The sequence below is a fragment of the Clostridium sp. CM74B_53 genome (assembly GCF_036318045.1).
Taxonomy (GTDB): Bacteria; Bacillota; Clostridia; order Lachnospirales; family Lachnospiraceae; genus Pilosibacter.
Genome location: NZ_JAWQDE010000001.1, coordinates 183007 through 203229, shown reverse-complemented (window position 1 = coordinate 203229; position 20223 = coordinate 183007). Strand labels below are relative to the sequence as shown.

General features: G+C 44.3%; 21 protein-coding genes and 1 riboswitch. Of the genes, 7 read left to right on the top strand and 14 right to left on the bottom strand.

Going from position 1 to position 20223, the window contains the following annotated elements:
- Positions 1 to 120: 120 nt before the first annotated feature.
- On the top strand, positions 121 to 1512 hold the full coding sequence (gene atpD, locus V2546_RS00860) for a F0F1 ATP synthase subunit beta (protein ID WP_021904594.1): 1392 nt from the start codon (positions 121 to 123) through the stop codon (positions 1510 to 1512).
- Between the two features lie 11 nt (positions 1513 to 1523).
- A complete protein-coding gene (gene atpC, locus V2546_RS00855) occupies positions 1524 to 1928 on the top strand; it encodes an ATP synthase F1 subunit epsilon (RefSeq protein WP_015553059.1) in 405 nt (134 codons plus the stop codon).
- 136 nt (positions 1929 to 2064) lie between these two features.
- On the opposite strand, the gene V2546_RS00850 is transcribed toward atpC, so the two are convergent.
- Positions 2065 to 3327 (bottom strand): M20/M25/M40 family metallo-hydrolase, encoded by a 1263-nt coding sequence (locus V2546_RS00850; RefSeq protein WP_329751306.1) that lies wholly within the window; start codon positions 3325 to 3327, stop codon positions 2065 to 2067.
- Positions 3328 to 3697: 370 nt separating this feature from the next.
- Positions 3698 to 4951, bottom strand: a complete 1254-nt coding sequence (gene uraA, locus V2546_RS00845; RefSeq protein ID WP_329751305.1) for a uracil permease — start codon at positions 4949 to 4951, stop codon at positions 3698 to 3700.
- 627 nt (positions 4952 to 5578) lie between these two features.
- On the opposite strand from uraA, the gene tyrS reads away from it, so the two are divergent.
- Together tyrS and V2546_RS00835 are read left to right on the top strand one after the other, a co-directional pair.
- On the top strand, positions 5579 to 6802 hold the full coding sequence (tyrS, locus tag V2546_RS00840; RefSeq protein WP_215704710.1) for a tyrosine--tRNA ligase: 1224 nt from the start codon (positions 5579 to 5581) through the stop codon (positions 6800 to 6802).
- Between the two features lie 270 nt (positions 6803 to 7072).
- Positions 7073 to 8329, top strand: coding sequence for an amidohydrolase (locus tag V2546_RS00835; protein ID WP_329751304.1), 1257 nt, complete (start codon positions 7073 to 7075; stop codon positions 8327 to 8329).
- Between the two features lie 317 nt (positions 8330 to 8646).
- Here the strand turns inward: V2546_RS00835 and V2546_RS00830 are convergent, their stop codons facing one another.
- Positions 8647 to 9513, bottom strand: a complete 867-nt coding sequence (locus V2546_RS00830; protein ID WP_329751302.1) for a HAMP domain-containing sensor histidine kinase — start codon at positions 9511 to 9513, stop codon at positions 8647 to 8649.
- 560 nt (positions 9514 to 10073) lie between these two features.
- Positions 10074 to 10799, bottom strand: coding sequence for a response regulator transcription factor (locus V2546_RS00825; RefSeq protein WP_329751301.1), 726 nt, complete (start codon positions 10797 to 10799; stop codon positions 10074 to 10076).
- Positions 10800 to 11114: 315 nt separating this feature from the next.
- On the opposite strand from V2546_RS00825, the gene V2546_RS00820 reads away from it, so the two are divergent.
- Complete coding sequence (locus V2546_RS00820; protein ID WP_329751300.1) at positions 11115 to 11597, top strand: hypothetical protein; 483 nt, start codon at positions 11115 to 11117, stop codon at positions 11595 to 11597.
- Positions 11598 to 11608: 11 nt separating this feature from the next.
- Positions 11609 to 11836 carry a hypothetical protein gene (locus tag V2546_RS00815; RefSeq protein ID WP_329751299.1) on the top strand — a complete coding sequence of 76 codons (228 nt, stop codon included), beginning with the start codon at positions 11609 to 11611 and terminating at the stop codon, positions 11834 to 11836.
- Positions 11837 to 12129: 293 nt separating this feature from the next.
- On the opposite strand, the gene V2546_RS00810 is transcribed toward V2546_RS00815, so the two are convergent.
- The 10 genes from V2546_RS00810 to V2546_RS00775 all read right to left on the bottom strand — a co-directional run bounded on the left by V2546_RS00810 (position 12130) and on the right by V2546_RS00775 (position 18588).
- Positions 12130 to 13335, bottom strand: a complete 1206-nt coding sequence (locus V2546_RS00810) for a cation:proton antiporter (RefSeq protein WP_329751298.1) — start codon at positions 13333 to 13335, stop codon at positions 12130 to 12132.
- A gap of 50 nt (positions 13336 to 13385) precedes the next feature.
- Positions 13386 to 13457: riboswitch (Fluoride riboswitch) on the bottom strand.
- 104 nt (positions 13458 to 13561) lie between these two features.
- Positions 13562 to 14014 carry a VOC family protein gene (locus tag V2546_RS00805; protein ID WP_215704715.1) on the bottom strand — a complete coding sequence of 151 codons (453 nt, stop codon included), beginning with the start codon at positions 14012 to 14014 and terminating at the stop codon, positions 13562 to 13564.
- 52 nt (positions 14015 to 14066) lie between these two features.
- A complete protein-coding gene (locus V2546_RS00800; protein WP_117503129.1) occupies positions 14067 to 14444 on the bottom strand; it encodes a hypothetical protein in 378 nt (125 codons plus the stop codon).
- Between the two features lie 33 nt (positions 14445 to 14477).
- A complete protein-coding gene (locus V2546_RS00795; protein WP_215704716.1) occupies positions 14478 to 15137 on the bottom strand; it encodes a hypothetical protein in 660 nt (219 codons plus the stop codon).
- Between the two features lie 331 nt (positions 15138 to 15468).
- A complete protein-coding gene (locus V2546_RS00790) occupies positions 15469 to 15690 on the bottom strand; it encodes a peptidase M50 (protein WP_329751297.1) in 222 nt (73 codons plus the stop codon).
- Between the two features lie 241 nt (positions 15691 to 15931).
- Positions 15932 to 16309 (bottom strand): SdpI family protein, encoded by a 378-nt coding sequence (locus V2546_RS00785; RefSeq protein WP_117515752.1) that lies wholly within the window; start codon positions 16307 to 16309, stop codon positions 15932 to 15934.
- A gap of 267 nt (positions 16310 to 16576) precedes the next feature.
- Positions 16577 to 16897, bottom strand: coding sequence for a PDDEXK nuclease domain-containing protein (locus tag V2546_RS15640; protein ID WP_486463540.1), 321 nt, complete (start codon positions 16895 to 16897; stop codon positions 16577 to 16579).
- Positions 16827 to 17300, bottom strand: coding sequence for a DUF1016 N-terminal domain-containing protein (locus tag V2546_RS00780; protein ID WP_345941801.1), 474 nt, complete (start codon positions 17298 to 17300; stop codon positions 16827 to 16829). Before V2546_RS00780 ends, V2546_RS15640 begins: the two co-directional genes overlap by 71 nt.
- Positions 17301 to 17377: 77 nt before the next feature.
- Positions 17378 to 17530: a PF20097 family protein gene (locus V2546_RS15635; RefSeq protein WP_486463544.1), complete on the bottom strand. Its 153-nt coding sequence runs from the start codon at positions 17528 to 17530 to the stop codon at positions 17378 to 17380.
- A gap of 263 nt (positions 17531 to 17793) precedes the next feature.
- Positions 17794 to 18588, bottom strand: coding sequence for a MerR family transcriptional regulator (locus tag V2546_RS00775; protein ID WP_329751296.1), 795 nt, complete (start codon positions 18586 to 18588; stop codon positions 17794 to 17796).
- Between the two features lie 219 nt (positions 18589 to 18807).
- Between V2546_RS00775 and V2546_RS00770 the strand changes: the two genes are divergently transcribed.
- Positions 18808 to 20208: a YfcC family protein gene (locus V2546_RS00770; protein WP_177969044.1), complete on the top strand. Its 1401-nt coding sequence runs from the start codon at positions 18808 to 18810 to the stop codon at positions 20206 to 20208.
- Positions 20209 to 20223 lie beyond the last annotated feature (15 nt).

Sequence of the window (20223 nt, the reverse complement as noted above, 5' to 3'; positions counted from 1 at the left end):
GTGCTGGAGGTAAAAGACAGCATACAGGAGACAGAAATCAGTCAGCATAATGTGCTGGAATGGATTTTTACCGCTGGCCTGAGTGGCTGAATAGTTATGATAGAGACAAGGAGAAGTGAGATGGCAGAGAAAAACATTGGTAAAATTACTCAGGTCATCAGTGCCGTTCTGGATATCAAATTTCCCCAGGGCGGGCTGCCTGAGATCAATGACGCCATTGAGATCACCACAAAGGATGGCGGGGTCCTCACGGTTGAGGTTGCCCAGCATCTCGGTGATGATACGGTAAGATGCATCGCTCTCGGTCCCACCGACGGTCTTGTCCGCGGCATGGATGCCGTAGCGACCGGCGGACCGATCATGGTGCCGGTCGGTGAGCAGACACTTGGAAGAATTTTCAATGTTCTGGGACAGCCGATCGACAATAAAGAAGCTCCGAAGACGGAGAAAAAGCTCCCGATCCACCGCAAAGCCCCGAGCTTTGAGGAACAGTCCACAGAGACAGAGATCCTTGAGACAGGTATCAAGGTCGTTGACCTCCTCTGCCCGTACCAGAAAGGTGGAAAGATTGGTCTGTTCGGCGGTGCCGGTGTAGGTAAGACAGTCCTGATTCAGGAGCTGATCCGAAATATTGCGACAGAGCACGGCGGATATTCCGTATTTACAGGCGTTGGTGAGCGTACCCGTGAGGGAAATGACCTTTACTATGAAATGTCCGATTCGGGCGTTATCAATAAGACGACCATGGTGTTCGGCCAGATGAACGAACCGCCGGGATCCCGTATGCGTGTGGGACTTACCGGTCTTACCATGGCAGAGTATTTCCGTGACGAAGGCGGAAAAGATGTGCTGTTATTCATTGACAATATCTTCCGTTTCAGTCAGGCTGGTTCCGAGGTATCAGCGCTGCTCGGACGTATGCCGTCAGCCGTAGGTTACCAGCCGACCTTACAGACAGAGATGGGTGCCCTTCAGGAGCGGATTACCTCCACAAAGAACGGTTCCATCACATCTGTACAGGCAGTTTACGTTCCGGCCGATGACTTAACAGACCCGGCTCCGGCAAATACCTTTACCCATCTGGACGCGACGACCGTACTCAGCCGTTCTATCGTAGAGCTTGGTATTTACCCGGCTGTAGATCCGCTTGAGTCTACGTCCCGTATCCTTGATCCGCGTATTGTTGGTGAGGAGCATTATAAGGTTGCCCGCGGCGTACAGGAAGTGCTGCAGAGATATAAGGAGCTTCAGGATATTATCGCAATGCTCGGTATGGATGAGCTTTCCGAGGAAGATAAGCTTACCGTATCCCGTGCGAGAAAGATCCAGAGATTCTTATCCCAGCCGTTCTTCGTAGCTGGACAGTTTACCGGTCTGGAAGGCCGCTATGTTCCGCTTTCCGAGACGATCCAGGGCTTCAAGGAGATCCTCGAAGGCAAACATGACGATATACCGGAGAATCTGTTCCTCAACGCAGGAAATATTGATGATGTTCTCGCCCGCGTGAAATAGGGGGTGTGGACATGGCGGAAATGATGAGACTTCAGATCGTTACGCCGGATGAGGCGTTTTTCGACGGAGAGGTTTCGATGGTGGAGCTCAACACGGCAGACGGGGAAGCCGGAATCTATCCGAAGCATATCCCGATGGTCGTCGCGGTTGCACCGGGCGTTCTTAAGATCCACGGGGCAGACGGCGTGAAAAAAGCGGCGCTGCTTTCCGGATTTTTACAGATCCTGCCGGAGAAGGTAACGATCCTCGCGGAAGCCTGCGAGTGGCCGGAAAACATCGATGGCAAGAGAGCCAATGAAGCCAGGATCCGCGCAGAGAGACGTCTGGCGGAAAAGAATCCACAGACCGATATTGATCGCGCTGAAGCCGCTTTGAAGCGGGCGCTGGTGAGACTGTCGCTGGTGGATGGAAACTAAAGATAGAACTGTGAAACGCAGTGGAAAATAAAACAGCATGTCGGGAAGAACGCTTGTAAGCAGGACTTACAGGAGACTTTCCGGCATGCTGTTTTATATTATGATGTTGGAGACAAAAGGTATTTTGGCGCGGAGCTTATTTTTTCCGCCTGGAAAGCAGCGGCTCACTTACCCCATCGAGTCCCACAAGCGCGAAGATCGCCGCAAGGACTCTCTGAGATCCCTTATAGGCGTCTTTGCTGTCATACCACTCGTCAACAGAATGGCAGGCACCGCCTTTTCCGCCTCCGCCGACGCAGATCGCAGGGATTCCGAGGCTGATCGGGATATTTGCATCGGTACTTCCTGCGCTTTCGAATTCTACATCTTCGCCGCATGCCTGGAACGCAGAGGCTGTGGCGCTCACGATCTCACAGTCCTTCGGCTGGCTTCCTGCCGGACGGTTTCCGATCTGTTTTACTTCCACAGTGATACGTCCGTTGTGATCGAAGCTGTCCTTAGATTCTTCGTAGGAACGCTCGGTTTCCCAACGGTTATTTTCATCCTCAACTGCACGTTTGATGCACTCCTGAAGCTTTGCATCAAGCTCTTCAAGCTCCTTTAAGCCGTTGGAACGGATATCGACAAGCATGGAGCATTCATATGCGATGGCATTGATGGAGGTTCCGCCGTTTACGACACCGACGGAGAAGGTAGTCTTCGGTTCTCTCGGGGTGCGGAGCTCAGAGATATAGGAGATGGCGCGGCCCATGGCAAAGATCGGATTGACAAGGCCGAAGGCGCCGAAGGAATGTCCCCCCGGTCCGCGGAAGGTTACCTCGTAGCGGTGGCTTCCGGTGCCGCCGTGGCAGATCAGGCAGCCTGCACCGTCAACGGAGATAAAACCGTCAACCTTGTCGGCGTTTTTCGAGAAGAAGTGGCGCATGCCGCGGAGGTCTCCGAGACCTTCCTCACCGACATTGCCGCCGATAATGATATCTCCGACCGGTTTTAAGCCGGATTCTTTGATGGTTCTTGCCAGCGTAAGGATCTCAGCCAGTCCACGGGTATCATCGCCGATTCCGGGCGAGTAGATCTTTGTTCCTTCGCGTTTCACCGGGAGCGGAGTTTCCGGCGGGAATACGGTGTCCAGATGAGCGGAGACATAGAGAGTCGGACCATTACCGGTTCCATGGATATGGGCGTATACGTTGTGGACCTCATCCATCACCGGATCGAGACCTGCCTCGGTCAGAAGCTCTTTAAAACGGATCGCGCGCTTCTCCTCAAATGGGCTGAAGGAGGAGATCTGAACAAGCTCAATCTGCTGGTCGATGGTGTGCGCTTCATCCTGTTTCAGGTATTCGAAGGCGTGAGCCATCTTGTCGGACGTTAAAAGGGTCTGAATCGCTTCTTTCATGTGGGAACCATCCTTTCGATTTGTATATGATGATATCAGAGACAAAATACCTTTTGATCCCAATATCATATGATAGAAATATCATAGCGCGAAAAAGAAAATTTGTAAATAAAACAGAGAAAACTAATAATTCTGTAAGTATAGTTTATATAGGAAATATCGTCAGATAACAAAAGAAAAAAGAGGGCAGAAAAAAAGTATCGGTTTGAATGAGCCGGGAGTAAAAAATAAAAAGGACGGGGAAATGTGTGCGGGGCAGGCTGTAGAAAAAATAAAAAGCAGGTTCTGAAACGATAGCGGAGATGAACCGCATACCGGAGCAGAACCTGCAAGTTTACGTTTTATTCCAGATGGTTACACTTTGTTACTTTTACTGATCATTTGTAAGCTTCATCTTATCAAAGAGATAGAAGATCAGGCTTAAAATCATGCCGACAACACATGCAAGGACCATACCTGTGAGCTGCACATTGCCGAAATTCACCTTGATCCCGGAGAGGCCGGTTACAAAGATCACGGCAGTCAGTGCCTGGTTTCTGTTTTTGCCGTAGTCGACTTTTGAGTCGACCAGAATGCGGAGGCCGGAGGTTCCGATCATACCGTAGAGCAGGAAGGAGATTCCGCCGATGACCGGACCCGGGATCGTCTGGATCAGGGTCGATAATTTCCCGATAAAGGAGCAGATGATGGAGATCACGGCTGCTCCGGCGATGACCTGAACACTGTAAACCTTTGTGACAGCCATAACGCCGATGTTCTCACCGTAGGTGGTCGTCGGTACGGAGCCGATGAGACCGGATACCATGGTGGAGAAGTTGTCACCAAAGATGCTGCGGTGAAGTCCCGGATCCTTTAAGAGGTCGCGGCCGACGATCTTACTTGTTACGACCTGATGTCCGATATGTTCGGAGGTGATGACAAGGATGACCGGCATGATGATCATGATCGCTTCCATATTAAATTTTGGAGCGGTGAAGTTCGGGATCGCAAAGATCGGGGCAGCGGCAACCGCAGAGAAATCAACGATCCCACATGCAACGGCAGCGATATATCCGGCGATCACGGCGATCAGGATCGGGATAACAGATAAAAATCCCCGGAACAGGACAGAACCGAAAACGGCAAAGCCAAGTGTTACGAGGAACACGATCAGATTCTTCGGATCAATGGTCTCGTCCAAGAGTCCCGCGTTGCTTGCTGCGCTGGAGGAGAGCTCCAGACCGATCAGGGCTACGACCGGACCCATGGCAGCCGGCGGGAGAACGACGTCGATCCACTTATATCCGATCTTATAAATGATGAATGCGAGGATACATCCGACGAAACCGACGGCAACGAATCCGCCGAGGGCATATTCATAACCGAATTTTGCGATCACGATGCCGGCCGGGGCGAGAAATGCGAAACTGGAACCGAGATAGGCGGGAGCTTTTCCCTTTGTGATAAAGATAAACATGAGAGTTCCGACACCGTTCATGAAAAGAACGATCGCGGGATTGATTCCGAATAAGAACGGAACGAGAACGGATGCGCCGAACATGGCGAACATGTGCTGGATGCTCAGGGGGATCAGAAGGTTAAAGGGAACCTTTTCGTCCACCTGAATGATCTTATGGCTTTCCATACGGGACCTCCTTGAGAACAATTGGTTTTTTAGTACTTGCGCCTGCGCCGGACGTTCCCGGTTTCAGGCATTTTTTCTATTCTATCACATTCTTGTTATTTGTCCAGAAAAAATCAGGGGGAAATTGCAGGAAAGGATATGAAGTTAACGAATTTCAGGGCTTCCGCTCTTGACAAAGCTTTGGAATCTCCATATAATGACCCATATAGCCGCGTTAAAGCATGCGGTATATAATGGAAAAGCGATGAAGGGAACAAGTAGGAAAATGACCTGCTCCGCACAGAAAGCTGCCGGTGGATGAGAGGCGCGCGGACTTCTTTTTCTGAATACATCCCGGAGCTGCACACCGAAAGCGTGAACGGAGATAACCGGAAAATGTGAGTAGGCTGTGACGGAACTGGTACCCGTTAGAAATGCCGGGGTCTTTTATGATGAGGACTCCATGAGCCGGAGCGTGTGAGCGTTTCGGGAACATCAGGTGGTAACACGAGCGTATGCCTCGTCCTTTTGGGAAACAAAGGACGGGGCTTTTTTTCGCTTCGTCCGGATAGCAGGTCTTCATATAAAGACCAACACAGGCGGAAGAAACGAACATCCGCAGAAAATTACAGAAAAGGAGTAAACAAAATGGGAGTTTACGAAGAGTTACAGGCCCGCGGCTTGATCGCGCAGGTCACAAACGAAGAAGAGATCCGTAAAATGGTAAACGAGGGAAGGGCCGTATTCTACATCGGTTTTGACCCGACTGCGGACAGCCTTCATGTCGGACATTTCATGGCACTCTGCTTAATGAAACGTTTACAGATGGCAGGAAACAAGCCGATCGCGCTGATCGGCGGCGGCACAGGCATGGTCGGCGATCCGTCCGGACGTTCCGATATGAGAACCATGATGACGGTTGAGACGATCCAGCACAACTGTGACTGCTTCAAGAAGCAGATGAGCCGTTTCATCGACTTCTCCGAAGGAAAAGCCATGATGGTAAACAACGCGGAGTGGCTTATGAACTTAAACTACATCGATTTCTTAAGAGAGATCGGACCGCACTTCTCCGTCAACAACATGCTCCGCGCGGAGTGTTACAAGCAGAGAATGGAGAAGGGCTTAAGCTTCTTAGAGTTCAACTACATGCTGATGCAGAGCTACGACTTCTACGAGCTGTTCCAGAGATACGGCTGTAATATGCAGTTCGGCGGCGATGACCAGTGGAGCAACATGCTCGGCGGTACAGAGCTTATCAGAAGAAAACTCGGCAAGGACGCGCACGCAATGACGATCACACTGCTCTTAAACTCTGAGGGCAAGAAGATGGGCAAGACCCAGTCCGGCGCTGTATGGCTGGATCCGAATAAGACGACTCCGTTTGAGTTCTACCAGTACTGGAGAAATGTTGGCGACGCAGACGTATTAAAGTGCCTGCGGATGCTCACATTCCTTCCGCTTGAGCAGATCGATGAGATGGACAAATGGGAAGGCAGCCAGTTAAATCAGGCGAAGGAGATCCTTGCATACGAGCTCACAAGCCTTGTTCACGGCGAGGAGGAAGCAAAGAAAGCACAGGAGAGTGCACGTGCATTATTCGCAGGCGGTGCTGCGGCAGAAATGCCGACAGCAGAGCTTTCCGACGCAGATCTTTCTGATGGTTCGATCGACCTCCTTTCTATCGTACAGAAATCCGGCCTCTGCGCGTCACGTTCTGAGGCGAGAAGAAACGTAGAGCAGGGCGGTGTTTCCGTAGATGGTGAGATCGTGAAGGACATTAAGGCTGTATACACGAAAGAACAGCTTTCCGGTGAAGGAATCGTTGTAAAGCGTGGTAAGAAGAACTTCCGCCGCGTGGTAGTTAAATAATATATTGCAGAAAGTATTTACGAATGCAGTTTGATCCGGAAGATCGGGTGAAGTCAGAGCTTTTCGGTAAATATTTTATGAAAAATAAGCTGCGCAGGGGACTGGAATAAGTTCCCTGCGCGTGCTAATATAAAGCTGTCTGGGAACAGACATGTGCAGACATAACTGTGGAAAAACGAAACAGTTATTGTAAATCTCAAACAGAAACGACGGATCTTCCATATTACTGGAAACAGAGTGGAAATAGCTTTCCGCCAGAATGGAGAAAACATGGATATTTTAAACGAAGCTAAGAAAAATTTCGACTACATGGTAAGAATCAGAAGACATATGCACGAGCATCCGGAAAACAGCGGTGTTGAGTACGAGACAGTAAAATATATTGCCTCTGAGCTCGATGCGCTGGGAATCGAGTATGTAGTCGTTCCGGAAGGTGGTATTATCGGACAGATCCACGGCGGAAAACCTGGAAAAACCGTTCTTCTTCGTGCCGATATGGACGCACTTCCGATCAAGGAGAGCAAGACAAACCTCACAAAGGAAAAGGTCTGCATCTCTAAGAACGATGGAATCTCCCACGCCTGCGGACATGACGCCCACACAGCGATGCTTCTCGCCGAGGCAAAGATCTTAAACGAGAATAAGGAAGACTTAAACGGCAATATCGTCCTCCTCTTTGAGCGCGGCGAGGAAGCTGGCGGAAATATCAGAAATTTACTTCCGTATGCCGTTGAGACAATGAAATTAAAGATCGATACCTGTATGGCAACACATGTAAAATGGGATGTTCCGACAGGAACGATCTCCGCGGAGCCGGGCGCAGTATTCTCCGGTGCATACGGATTTATCATCAAGCTTCACGGCCAGGCCGGTCACGGATCCCGTCCGGATCTTGCCCACAGCGTTTTAGACTGCTTCAACAATATCTATAACCATATCAATATGATCCGCATGAAATATGTGGCTCCGACGGATATCCTGACCTGCTCCGTTGGTTTCGTAAACTGCGGAACCGTCCGCAACATTATTCCGGACGAGCTGACCTTCGGCGGTACGATCCGTACCTTCAATGTTGACGGCGCAGGCACACCGTTTGTAAAACAGCTGATGGATGTAGTTGAGAAAGAGTGCGAGCTCTGTCAGTGTACATATGAAATCCTTCATATGCCGGATCCGCTGTTCGAGTGCCAGAACAACGCAGTCTGCAGCGAGATCGCAAAGAACGCAGTAAGAAAGTACATCGGTGAGGATGCTGTTACGGTTGCACAGCCGTGGATGGCATCTGAGAGCATGCAGGCGTGCTTAAAGCTCTGGCCGGGTATCATCACCTTCACAGGTATCCAGAGCGAGGAGGCCGGCACCGGCGCAAACCATCACACACCGGAATTCGATGTGGATGAGCGCGGCATGATCTACGGTGTTGCAGCAGCACTTGGATATGTGAAAGATTTCTTAAATTACGATAAGGAAATCCCGTTCAAACCGTTCGAGGGAACCTTAAAGAATCTGGTTGAGAGAAACCTGTAAAAGCAACAGAAATGGTAAAAAAAATATCCGTTAATAGATAAAAAGACCGAATAGCAATAAAAAGACCGGTGTATCAAGAAGAAATTTGATATGCCGGTCTTTTTGCGTACATACGTGGGTACCGAGTTAAAGCCTGTGTTTGTACGAGAGATTGGCAACTGTCAAGCGGATATTCGCAATCCGCTTCGCTACTTGCTCATAACCGAATAACTGCTCCGCAGTTTATCAGAAGGAGCTTGCACTCCTCCTGATACAAGCAAGTCCCCACCTACTGCTTATTGCTTTTCGCAATTGAAGCTAGGACTTACTTGATTCGGTTAAAAAGACAGGGGCAATAAAAGCTGATAATAAGCCCCGTGTTCCGGTACAGCGCGGTTTCCGGCGGTAATGGATCCGCCAAGATAGTGGATGCCGGTCCATACAATCGAAAGACCAATTCCATTTTTTCCGCCATTACCCTTATAAAAACGTTCAAAAATATGAGGGAGATCTTTCTCCAGGAATCCCGGACCATCATCCTGTATCAGAAGGATCAGCGAGTTACCATCTGTACTCATACGGATCAGAATCTCGTGCTCGGCATATCGCAGACAGTTTGAAAGAATATTTTGTATCACCCGCTTCAACAATTCCGGATCCGTGTGGATCATTAGTGGACGTGCGGCTTCAAGATGTATCACGCAGTCCCTTCGGATCGTACTCATGATATCCACACACTCATCAAGAAACTCTATTACTTCCAGATCTGTCGGATGCAGGTCAAATGTGTGACTGTCCATTTTTGAGAGAGAAAGAATACTTTCTACAAGGTCAGTCATGCGCAGACTTTCAGAAAGAATGATACCGGCAGCTTTCTGATGATCCTTTATGACATTGGAAACGATCCCCTGGGAATACCCGGTTATAGACGCAAGCGGCGTTTTCAGATCATGGGAAGCGTTTTGAAAAAACTGCCTTTTTTCTTCCTCGGATCTTCGGATCGTTTCTTCCATCTGGTTATAGGAGCGTTTTAAAGCTTCCAGTTCATTTAAAGAATAGGAATCCTGGATCTGTGCGGCTGTTTCTCCATTGATCCGCTGGATCTGGAGGCAAAGATGCTGGAGCGGGACAGAGATGGTTCTTGCAATTCCCCATACTAAAAAAGATGATAAAAACACAGAAGCGATTAAAATCGCAAGATACAATTTCCATGTATAATTCCAGAAAACAGATGAATCCGGAATTTGGACAACAGAAACAAAATACTTTGCCCGTACAGGTGTACTGGACGGAAACACATACATACTGATGTACCAGAAGTCTTCAGAAAGTAAAATCCGGGACGTTTTTCCGGAAATCAGTTCACCTGACTGGATCATCTGTCGGCACTGTTCCTCTAAGGCAGATATCGGATAAATATTCTGGTCATTACTAGATTGAGGGAAGACAAGTTTTTGCTTGGAATTAAAAACCAGAAATATACCATTATAAGGCTGATCTCTGAGCTGCCGCCGGACAGAACGAAGCAAAGCTTTTGAAGATTCGCGCGTATTTTCCTTAGAATCTGAGGAAGTGTAAGCCGGGTCAGTGCTCAAACGATCCGACTCCGACTGAACCATCCTGATCAGATGCTCTGTTTCTTTCCTGGCAGTGTACTGTACATACCAGCGGGAAGAAAGGAAAAAGGTGATTCCGACTCCGAAAGTCATCATAAAAATCACGAGAAAAACTGCAGAAAATAAACGTGTCTGGATACTCTTTCCAATCATATTGATTCGATCCCTTCTGGCTTTCGTTCGCTCATCCGATAACCAAATCCCCATACCGTCTCGATCAAGGCAGTAGAACCGAAAGATAGTAGTTTTTTTCGAAGCCGTTTAATAAAATCCTCCGGCATATCTGCTTCAGGATTAGGACCTTGAAAATGCCAGATCTGTTCGGCTAATTCTTTTTTAGAAACAGCATTATCTGCCCGTTGTATCATATACAGCAGAAAATCAAATTCTGTAGGAGTTACATTGAGATCACGTTCCTGAATTGTGACTCTGTGGCTGACAGGAAAAAGGACCAGATTTCCACATATAAACCGAGTGACAGGATCGGTCATGCTGGCATCGTAAAAGTGTGGATCAGACCGGCGGAATAATGCTTTTACCCGCGCAACGAACTCTAATGGAAGAAAGGGCTTTGTAATATAGTCATCGCTTCCGAGAGTGATTCCCATAACACGGTCGAGCGGCGTATCTTTGGCAGATACAAAAATAATGGGAACGTGGCTTTGACGACGGAAATAGGTACATAGACTGAGACCATCGATTCCGGGCATCATGATGTCGAGGATCAGCATATCGGGTTCTTTTGCGGAAAAGGCCTGACAGGCTTCCTGACCATCTTTAAACGTCTCTACTGTAAAGCCTTCATTTTCAAGAAATAGCTGCATCATTGTACGGATATTTGACTCATCATCTACTACATAGATCAGTTTTGACATAATAAAGTACCTCATTTGTATTTATGTTTTCATATTAACAGGAAAGTTTAAAACCGTAAATGATTGCCGCATTTTTGCCACACAGGTGAACTGGTAATGCACACAGGGATAGCGGTATGATAAACACATAAAATAATTTAACCGAATCAAGTAAGTCCCCTGATTTAATTGCGAAAAGCAATAAGCAGTGGGTGAGGACTTGCTTGTATCAGGAGGAGTGCAAGCTCCTTCTGATAAACTGCGGAGCAGTTATTCGGTTATGAGCAAGTAGCGAAGCGGATTGCGAATATCCGCTTGACTGATGGAGCTAACAAGATGAAAAAAGGTTTAAAAATTTTATGCGCGGCGTTATCGCTTACTGCAATCATGTCCTTCTCTGCGTTTGCGGCTGAGACAAAAAAAGAATATAGGGCGGAAGCGGAGCCGATCCGTACTGAGATGAAAGTGATGGAGGAGCAGATGGATGCTCTCAGGGAATCCAATAAAGATTTCATGGAACATTTCAAAAATATTCATCAGAACAAAAAGGAGACAGGAGAGCTTCCGGTTGATAAGAGTGTGTGGAAAGAGGCAAAAACACTTCGTGGGAAAATCAAAACGATCCGTGAGGAAAACGGGGATTCCCAGGTAAAGAATCTTCGCGCAGAAGCGAAGGCGGCTGCCGAGAACAAAGATTTTGATACAGCAATCTTAAAATTAAAAGAAGCAGAAAAAGAAAAGGAAAAACGTCTGGAAATGCTGAAAGAGATCAATAGCATTTGGAAACAGATTGATGATCTTCTTTCTTCCGGGCAATAAGTGGAGGAAATTTGTCAGAGCTGAAAATTCCAAGTGCACACAATGGATATCTTATGGCAGAATGGCACTTTTACGCATCCGGACCGGATAAGACAAATGAAAAGAAGCTGTGGACTACGGGAACGGATGCTGAGAAAAAGCTGATTACAGATAAGATCCAGACGGCGCTTGCATGGCAGCAGCAGGCGGGGATTCCGACATGGGTTGGAGCCTGGATGCCGGAATTCCGTTTGCGGTAAATGCAGATACAAAGTATTATAATGCGGCAGAGAATACATGGATCTCGTCCATGCAGCCGGTTTTTAAAACAATATTCCAATAAAAGAAGAAGCTATTACGAGCAGTGGAATGCTATCCGCTGCTCTTAGTGAATGTGATGCAATAGATAGCTCATAAAAAGTATTATTTTACTCCTATTTCGGAAAAGTGTTCCCCTTACTTAAAATTCTAAGCAATATGCATATTTACACATGGGTTTATTGAATCTGAACTTACCTAACGGTTCTTCAAACTTGGATTTACACTCGATATATCAATCTGTTAAATCTCTATTTAATAATTTCTTATACAAGACATCCATTCCAAAAGCACCCACAGGAGCAGTAGTAACAATTGCCATAACGGCAACTGATAAAACGATTTTCCCACATGCAAGACCTGCTGCAAGTGGCACAGAACCAATTGCTGCCTGTACAGTGGCTTTGGGTAGATAGGCAATCATACAGAAAAGACGCTCTTTCCATGTCATAGGTGTGCCGACTAAACAAAGAGCAACACCCGCAGAACGGAAAATAAGGGCGAGGAAGATCATCAATATCGCCGCAATGCCAGCGTTCAGTGTATAACGAATATCCACCGCCGCACCGACCAGCACAAACAGGAGCACTTCTGCCGCCAGCCAGAGTTTTCCGAATTTTTCAGACAATCGTTTTGATACAAAGGTAACACTTTTGATTTTGAGAACGCAAGCCATGCTTACTACGGCCAACAGACCGGAGACAGATATACTCTCCTCCAACCATGTTTCAACCGCCATGAGCAGGAACGACACGCCCAAAACAACGATTACTTTTATGCTGTTTCGGACGCAGTGGTTATGTGCGTAGGCAGTTTCAAAAAACAAACTGAGCAGATACCCGGTGATTGCGCCCAAGGCAATGCCGAGGACGATGGAAACCGGGATATTGATAAAATCCATCAAATTTGCATGACCGCCCTGTGCCATGCCGAGAAAGGTAGAGAACAGCACAATAACGAAAATATCGTCGCAGGACGCCCCTGCCAGAATGAGCTGGGGAATACTTTTGTCTGTGCCATATTTTGCGTCCATCAACTGAACCATGCGTGGCACAACGACTGCCGGAGAAACTGCGCCGAGGACAGCGCCCATGACAGCGGCCTCTATTCTGGTAACGCCTAAAATGCCAGGCGCAAACAGAAAGAAGGCTAATATTTCACAGCTTGCCGGGACACAGGACATCATAATGGCGGGTCGTCCTACCCTTTTCAAATCAGCCAGATTGAGGGATAGCCCTGCTTTGAGCAGAATGATGATAAGAGCCATTTGCCGTAGGTCAGCGGAAATGGACAGGATAGAGGGATCGAGCAGGTCAAGGACATAAGGTCCCAGCACAATACCCGTAATCAGCATACCAATAATGCGGGGCAGCTTGAGCCGTTGACAAATTGCAGCCATGAACAGACCAACAAGAAAAATGAAAGCCAGTGATGTTAACATAAAATTCTCCTCCTTTGGACGCAAAAAAGCTGATGCCTTTCTGCGAACAGATAATCGCAGAAGTCATCAGCTTAAAAAGCGGTTTAGGTTTCCCAAGGGAGAACTTCATTCCCTTTAACGGTTTCAATAATACCTCTGACTTCTTATCATGTCAAGTTATTTTGGAAATTATCATCATTGTCACTTTGATTCACAAATCATACTACAAATTCTGATTAGTCTCCTTTTATAACGGTTGCATCATCTCAAGAATGATTCCATCCGGGTCTCTGAAATAAAACGCTCTGCTTTTCCCAAATCCATCTGCTCTGAAATCGAAATACTGCGGTTCAGAGAAGCACTCCACATGATTTTCGATAAAGGTTTTGTAGACAGAATCAATGTCATCCGTGTAAAAGCATAATTCTGAGATAGATGTCGTAAACAAGTCTGATCGTTCTTTATGGATTTCGCTGTCTACAAACTGAATCAATTCAACCGGTGGTGCTTCAAGAACCTTCGAACCATTCAAATATGCAACCCTTGCTTTACAATTTTCCTTACGGAACATTTTATCTGTCTCTTCGCCTTCCATAAAGATTTCGCCCTGAAATTCAAGCCCGAGAATATCTCTGTAGAAAGCAATCGAGCGATCCAAATCAGAAACGGTTAATCCAACGTGATAAATTCTTCCAACCATATTTTCCCTCTCCAATAATTTCTTTATTTCATCAAACTGGAATTTGCCCGCACTACAGAATCCATTTTAAACAGATTGGATAAATGTCTATCACAAAATGTTCCTGAATCAGATCTGTACTCGGATGCGATTCTGAAATATCAATCTTCACATTTTCTATTTCTTTTGATAATTCACTTGGAGCGGAACCAATTACTATATACTGGCATATACAATACTCCAGCATCCCATGCTCATCAGGCTCTAATGGGCTTGTTTCAAATGGCTTTTCAATATCTATTCCTATGCTGTCCAAAAACTCTGCTACCTTAGGATATGCATCTTTTACTTGCAAATAATAATTCTTACAGTAATTACAGTCGCACAAATCCTCTTGCTTAATATCCTTATAATACTTTTTTGTCTGCTCTACATTTATCGCCATTATCATTCACCAGTTTCCGACCAATCGAGTTGTTTGTATTTATGAAATCCACCAATTTCCATCAGGACCTTTGTTCAAACAACCTACCTCTTCGGAAATTTTATTACCTGCAAAATCTTTTACTATGATTTTGTCGTAATATTTATAATCATCTGTTGCACAGTTGTTTTCGTCATCCCAACCTTCTTCTATCCAAGCTTCAATATAGACCTTGCCATCCTCTATAAAAATCACCGATTCATTGTGCTTTAATGGGAAGAAAATTTCCGTTGGATAATAACATCGAAATCCTTCTCCATCTTCCTGACTTATGATATATAGTGGATTACCTACAATATGCAAATTATATGGATTCAAATCATCGAGGTTTAATTCTGCAACTTTTTCCAGTATTTTCTCTGGTAAATAGCGATATAAAGAAATTCTTTTCTTGTTATAATCACACTGCAAAAAATATATGAATTTTTCTACATATACCGGATCTCCATAAACAATATTATTCTGCTTTTCAAATGGAGTGTATACCTTCCCTTTTTCGAAATCATAGATAAGTACAACCGATCCTCTACTAATTCCTTCCTTTGCTAACTCGACTAAATCATAGAAATCTATCGTATCACTCTTGGAATAGCCATATCTATCTTGCCCATATAATTTTTCAACATAACTGCCATCAACTTTATCAAATCGCTTTATCATAGATACCTCCTCCAACTCCCCGTTTGTATGGGTTCGATAAATTGGGAGTTGCCTTTGCTCGTTTGCTTCCAAAGCACAATTACCTTCTTGCAATTTGGACAATACCAGCCTCCGTCAAGGTCATGTGCTTTTATTGAGTCCTTACTTCAAAAAACATTTTACCAAAATGCTTTAGCTCTGTTTCTTCTGCCTTTCGAGGATATAAGGTAGGTCCAGCTGCGGTCTTACAGACAACATCGCCTGCCACCATTTCAGTACTGCAAATTGGACATTTCATAGCGTTATCACCTTCAAATTAAAATTTAGTCTCGGCACGGAAAACTGGAATTGCTCAATCTTTTTTCTCCGTTAGGAGAATATACAATCCATAAATAAAAAGAACAAGGAATAAAACTGTAGGAATCAATACTCCATTTTCTAAAATACTTGCAATCATTCTTCCAGGTGGCGTTACCCATGCAGTTACCGGATTTTGCATCGCCACTATTATCATTCCTACAATACCAACAACGCCACTCAATGTTAAAAAACCACCTTTTATATTTCTATTCATAATCATTACCTCCGCATATCAAATACCGATTTATTTGTTATCATTATTTTTTTTATTTTTATTCAACCATGTAGCACCAAAACACAAAGAGGTTGAACCTAGACATAGATATATAACACCCATCCTGACATCACTAGTAAAATTTAATATACCACTAACGTAGAAAAGCAAAGACATTATAAAATATAATAATGCTGTTATTTTGTTTCTTTTCATCATGTGCACTCCTTCAAATTCCGAGTTATCTTTTTGTTCCGTCATCATTGAATGTTCGTTTCAACGCAGACTCCGTTGGGATAATTGAAATGATTAAAACGATGCATTGAATTGTTATAAGAATACCTCCAATAATTCCAATCGTTTTCTCATTACTCTGGTAGAATGGAATATGTATTAAAGCGGACGGAATAAGCATTATTACACCCAGTTTCCACCAAAGTCGACCACAATAATCATGTGCAAACTTCCATGTATCCATATTTTTCATAGAGCGGGTTGTCCTATACCCAATTATACCATTTATACTTTTAGGGCAATGCTTCCACATCATTCTCCCGGCAATAAGCATGGTTACGGGAACTAACAAATCACATATCAACATAAACCACCAATACCACATATGAATTCTCCTCTCATAAAAATCCCGATTTGTTAATATCAAACTTGCTGGCGGCGGACGGCAAGTCCTCAAGGGATAGACGCACAAGCGTCGCAAGGGAGTGTAGCTCCCTTGACGGAACGAAGTGACGAAACATTTTCGGTCATGCAGCCTTTTTCTGCTGACAGAGAATGAAGCTCCGCAGGACGCACAATACTCCAGGAAGGAGAGTATAGAAGTGCGCCCTTTAGTTCCTAAAGGGATTTTATCAGCTCGACAACCTGGAAGTTATTCATTTAATTCAGCCTCAATCTCTTCAATGGTAGGCATACTACCTCTGAACTCTTCTGGTATAAGTTTTGATAATTCATAACTAGAAATACCAAGTGGCTGGCTAGTTGATTCTAATGCATACTGGGCTTCTACTTTATCCATATCTTTACAAATCAGAAGTCCCAAAGTAGGATTATCAGCTTCTGTTTTCATCTGATGATTAACAGCTACAACATAAGTTCCCAATTGACCTGCATAGGAAGAATCAAATTTTCCTGTCTTTATTTCTACAACTACATAGCAATGCCTTTGCAGAATTTCCTCTGCATTTATCAAGTATTATTTTGTTATGTCCCCATGGAATTCTAAAAATGATTTGTAAATCATCCCCAACTTGGGGACGATTTGCATCTGCAATCAATTCGTCCTCAACCTGAGGACAAAATACTGCATCAGAATACATCTCATAAAAGTATCTCATATATTTCAAATTAGTTGGAGAAAATGATTTCACATCTGGCAAAATGGATTTCAAATCATCACTCACCGTTTTATAGAATCCCATTCCATATCCGAACTGTTCACTCATAGATGAAATACCCTTACCAAGCTTCCAATAAAACCTTAGCATCTCATCATTTATCTTCATAGAAGCTCTGATTTGGCTTTTTCTAAAATCAGTAGATATTCCGGTAATCCACTCTTTATATTCATTATCAGCCTTAATCAATTCACTCATATATAACCCTTTCTAATGTGTCAGTTCGACAACTTCCGAGTTGTCGCTGAGTTTCAATCTCACCGAAAGATTGGAAGTTATCTATTTGCATAATCAATCAAAATCTTTTTACAACTACTACAACGATAAGCTTCACAATGAGGGATTCCTCCTGAACTTTTACTCAATTCCAAATCGTCCGATTTTTTTGTATGAAAAACTTTTGTCTGATTATCAATTGTAAAAGTAATGTCTCGTTAGCTCATCAGGTATCCTCTCATCATTTCTTCACCACGATATGGACATTTCATGCTGATTTACCCCCCTATAAATACTAGTTTTTATATATTTGATTGTAAAATAGATGTCTGCTGTTTGCATTGTATATTTATAAACTCATTTCCCATGGGTACACAATTCCGAAAAGGGAGTTATTTTACAAATCTAAAGAGTGTTTTTTGTGAAAAATCATGCATAATTTCATTTGTCTAAAAAAGATATATTCACCAAAACATTAATCTAACATTAATCTTTTTGTAAATGAATCATCCCACGATCCAGTGATTTCAAGATAAGCCTGCAGATATTCGACATTTTCGCCATCGATCTTGCAGTTTAAGAGATGACGAGTAATTAAATAACCGGTAGTGGTATGGCGCTGTACTTCACCTACGATCTTTGGCGCTTCAAGTCCGGAATAATCATTTTCAATCATGGCTTTGACGGGAAAGCTGATGTAGCGACTGCCGGGCCTTTTTTCCCATATAAGATCCGAGCGGGAATAAGAACTGTTTTCAGATACAATGAGTCCTTTACGTCCAGAACTTTCTGAGTTGGTATCCTTACACCAGACGTAGTATGAAGGATCGGATACGTATTGCCGGATCCGTTCTTTTTCACGGAAATCCCACGAGATGACGTGATGAAAGTCCGGAGTCTCAAGGATAAAGGGATTGACAAGCAGTCTCAGCAACCGATAATAGTTCCTTTTCAGACTTTGCGATCTTAGCAGCATCTGTTGATATTCTTCAATCTTTTTGTTGAGTTCCCGTTCCTGATTTTCCAGGAACTGATCATATTCAGATAATTCCAGAGAAGAAAATGCACGGATGTCTTTAACCGGTACTCCAAGATTCCGATAATACAGAATATCAGCTATGTCGATTAAATCCGTATTGGTATAGGTTCGGTAGTGATTGCTCTTTTTACTGACATGAAAGAGGTTCTCCTTTTCCCAAAAACGAAGAGTTGAGGGAGTAATGTTCAATATTTCGGATATTTCTCCGATGGTAAGATTTTTTTTGCCCATTTTTAGAACTCCGGTGAATGTGGATAATGATCAAAAAGCAACTGTTATTATTATAACAATTTCACACTTGACATTCAAGTAACTTTAAGGATTTAAATATAAGAAAAGGCAATGCTGAAGGGACTGAATGTGTATTATAGTGTGGTGCTGCAAGGTGATGGATAAGCATTCAGAAAACATGCAGTGTTGCTTCAAAGATTATAAACTAAGGAGGTACTTATGAGAACTTTGAAGGAAAGGATCAAAAACTTTAAGATGCCGCATACATATGTGATACTTGTCACTATTATGTTCATCGTGCTGATTCTTACACACATCATTCCTGCTGGATCTTATGAGCGTGTAGAGGATGCGGTTACAGGAAAGATGGTCGTTGTGCCTGACTCTTACGCGTATGTAGATGCTGAGGCGCCAGGGCTGTTTGGTCTGTTTCAGGCTCTGGAAGCTGGTTATGTGGACGCTGCTGATATTATGTTCCTCATTATTTTTGCGTATGGTTTTGTTTATGTTTTAACCAAAAATGGAACGATGGATGCTGCGCTGGGAACTTTAGTACGGAAGATTGGCAATCGTGTCCAGCTATTGATTCCGATCACAATGCTAATTCTTGGTTTAATGGCATCTACCATGGGTATTTATGAGGAAGTCTATGGACTGTTTCCGGTTTTCGTAGGAATCTTTGTTGCCCTGGGTTATGATGCTGTCGTAGGCGGCGCAGTTATCTTTTTAGGCGTATCTATCGGATATGCCGCAGGCACCACGAATCCTTATACCATCGCTATTGCACAGGATATTGCAGGTGTTGAACTTTACTCAGGAATGGGATTCCGCTGGCTTATTTTTGTTGTCACAGAGATCATTGCCATTGCTTATGTGATGTACTATGCCCGCAAAGTCAAAAAAAATCCGACAAAGTCTGTGGTTTATGGCACTGAGCTGGATGCAGTCAAGGCAAAATCCTTAGATGAATTACAGACAGCATCCATGAATATCCGTCAGGGGTTATGTTTAGTACTTTTCTTTGGAGTCATTATATTTTTATTCTATGCTATTTTGAATCTGGGCTGGTATGTAGATGAAATATCAGCATTTTTCTTAATGGCAATGGTGGTTGCAGGTATTATCAGCGGTTATTCCGCAACTGATATCTGTAAGACCTTTATTGAGTCTACTAAGAGCATGGTTTCTTCTATGCTAATTGTCGGATTCACCAGAGGAATCCTGATTTTAATGAAAGAGGGTATGATCACAGATACGATCGTATACGGACTGGTGAGTCTGCTTAAAAATACAGGTACATACCTCTCTGCCTACGGAATGATCATAATTGAGAACATTGTAAAACTCTTTATCAATGGTTCAACAAGCGCGGCAACGATCACAATGCCGATTTTGGCACCAACAGCCGAGCTGGTTGGTATGAGCCGTTCAATTGCCGTATTGGCATATCAGTTAGGACACAGCTTTGCAGATATATTCTGGCCGACTTCCTGCGCTCTTTGCTGTGGTCTGATGGGAGTGCCTATTAACAAATGGTACAAATTTATTACTCCGTTGTTTGGCATCCTGTTTATTATGGAGTTTGTATTTATGACGGCTGCTGTAATGATTGGTTATTAACTCCCATATATCGGA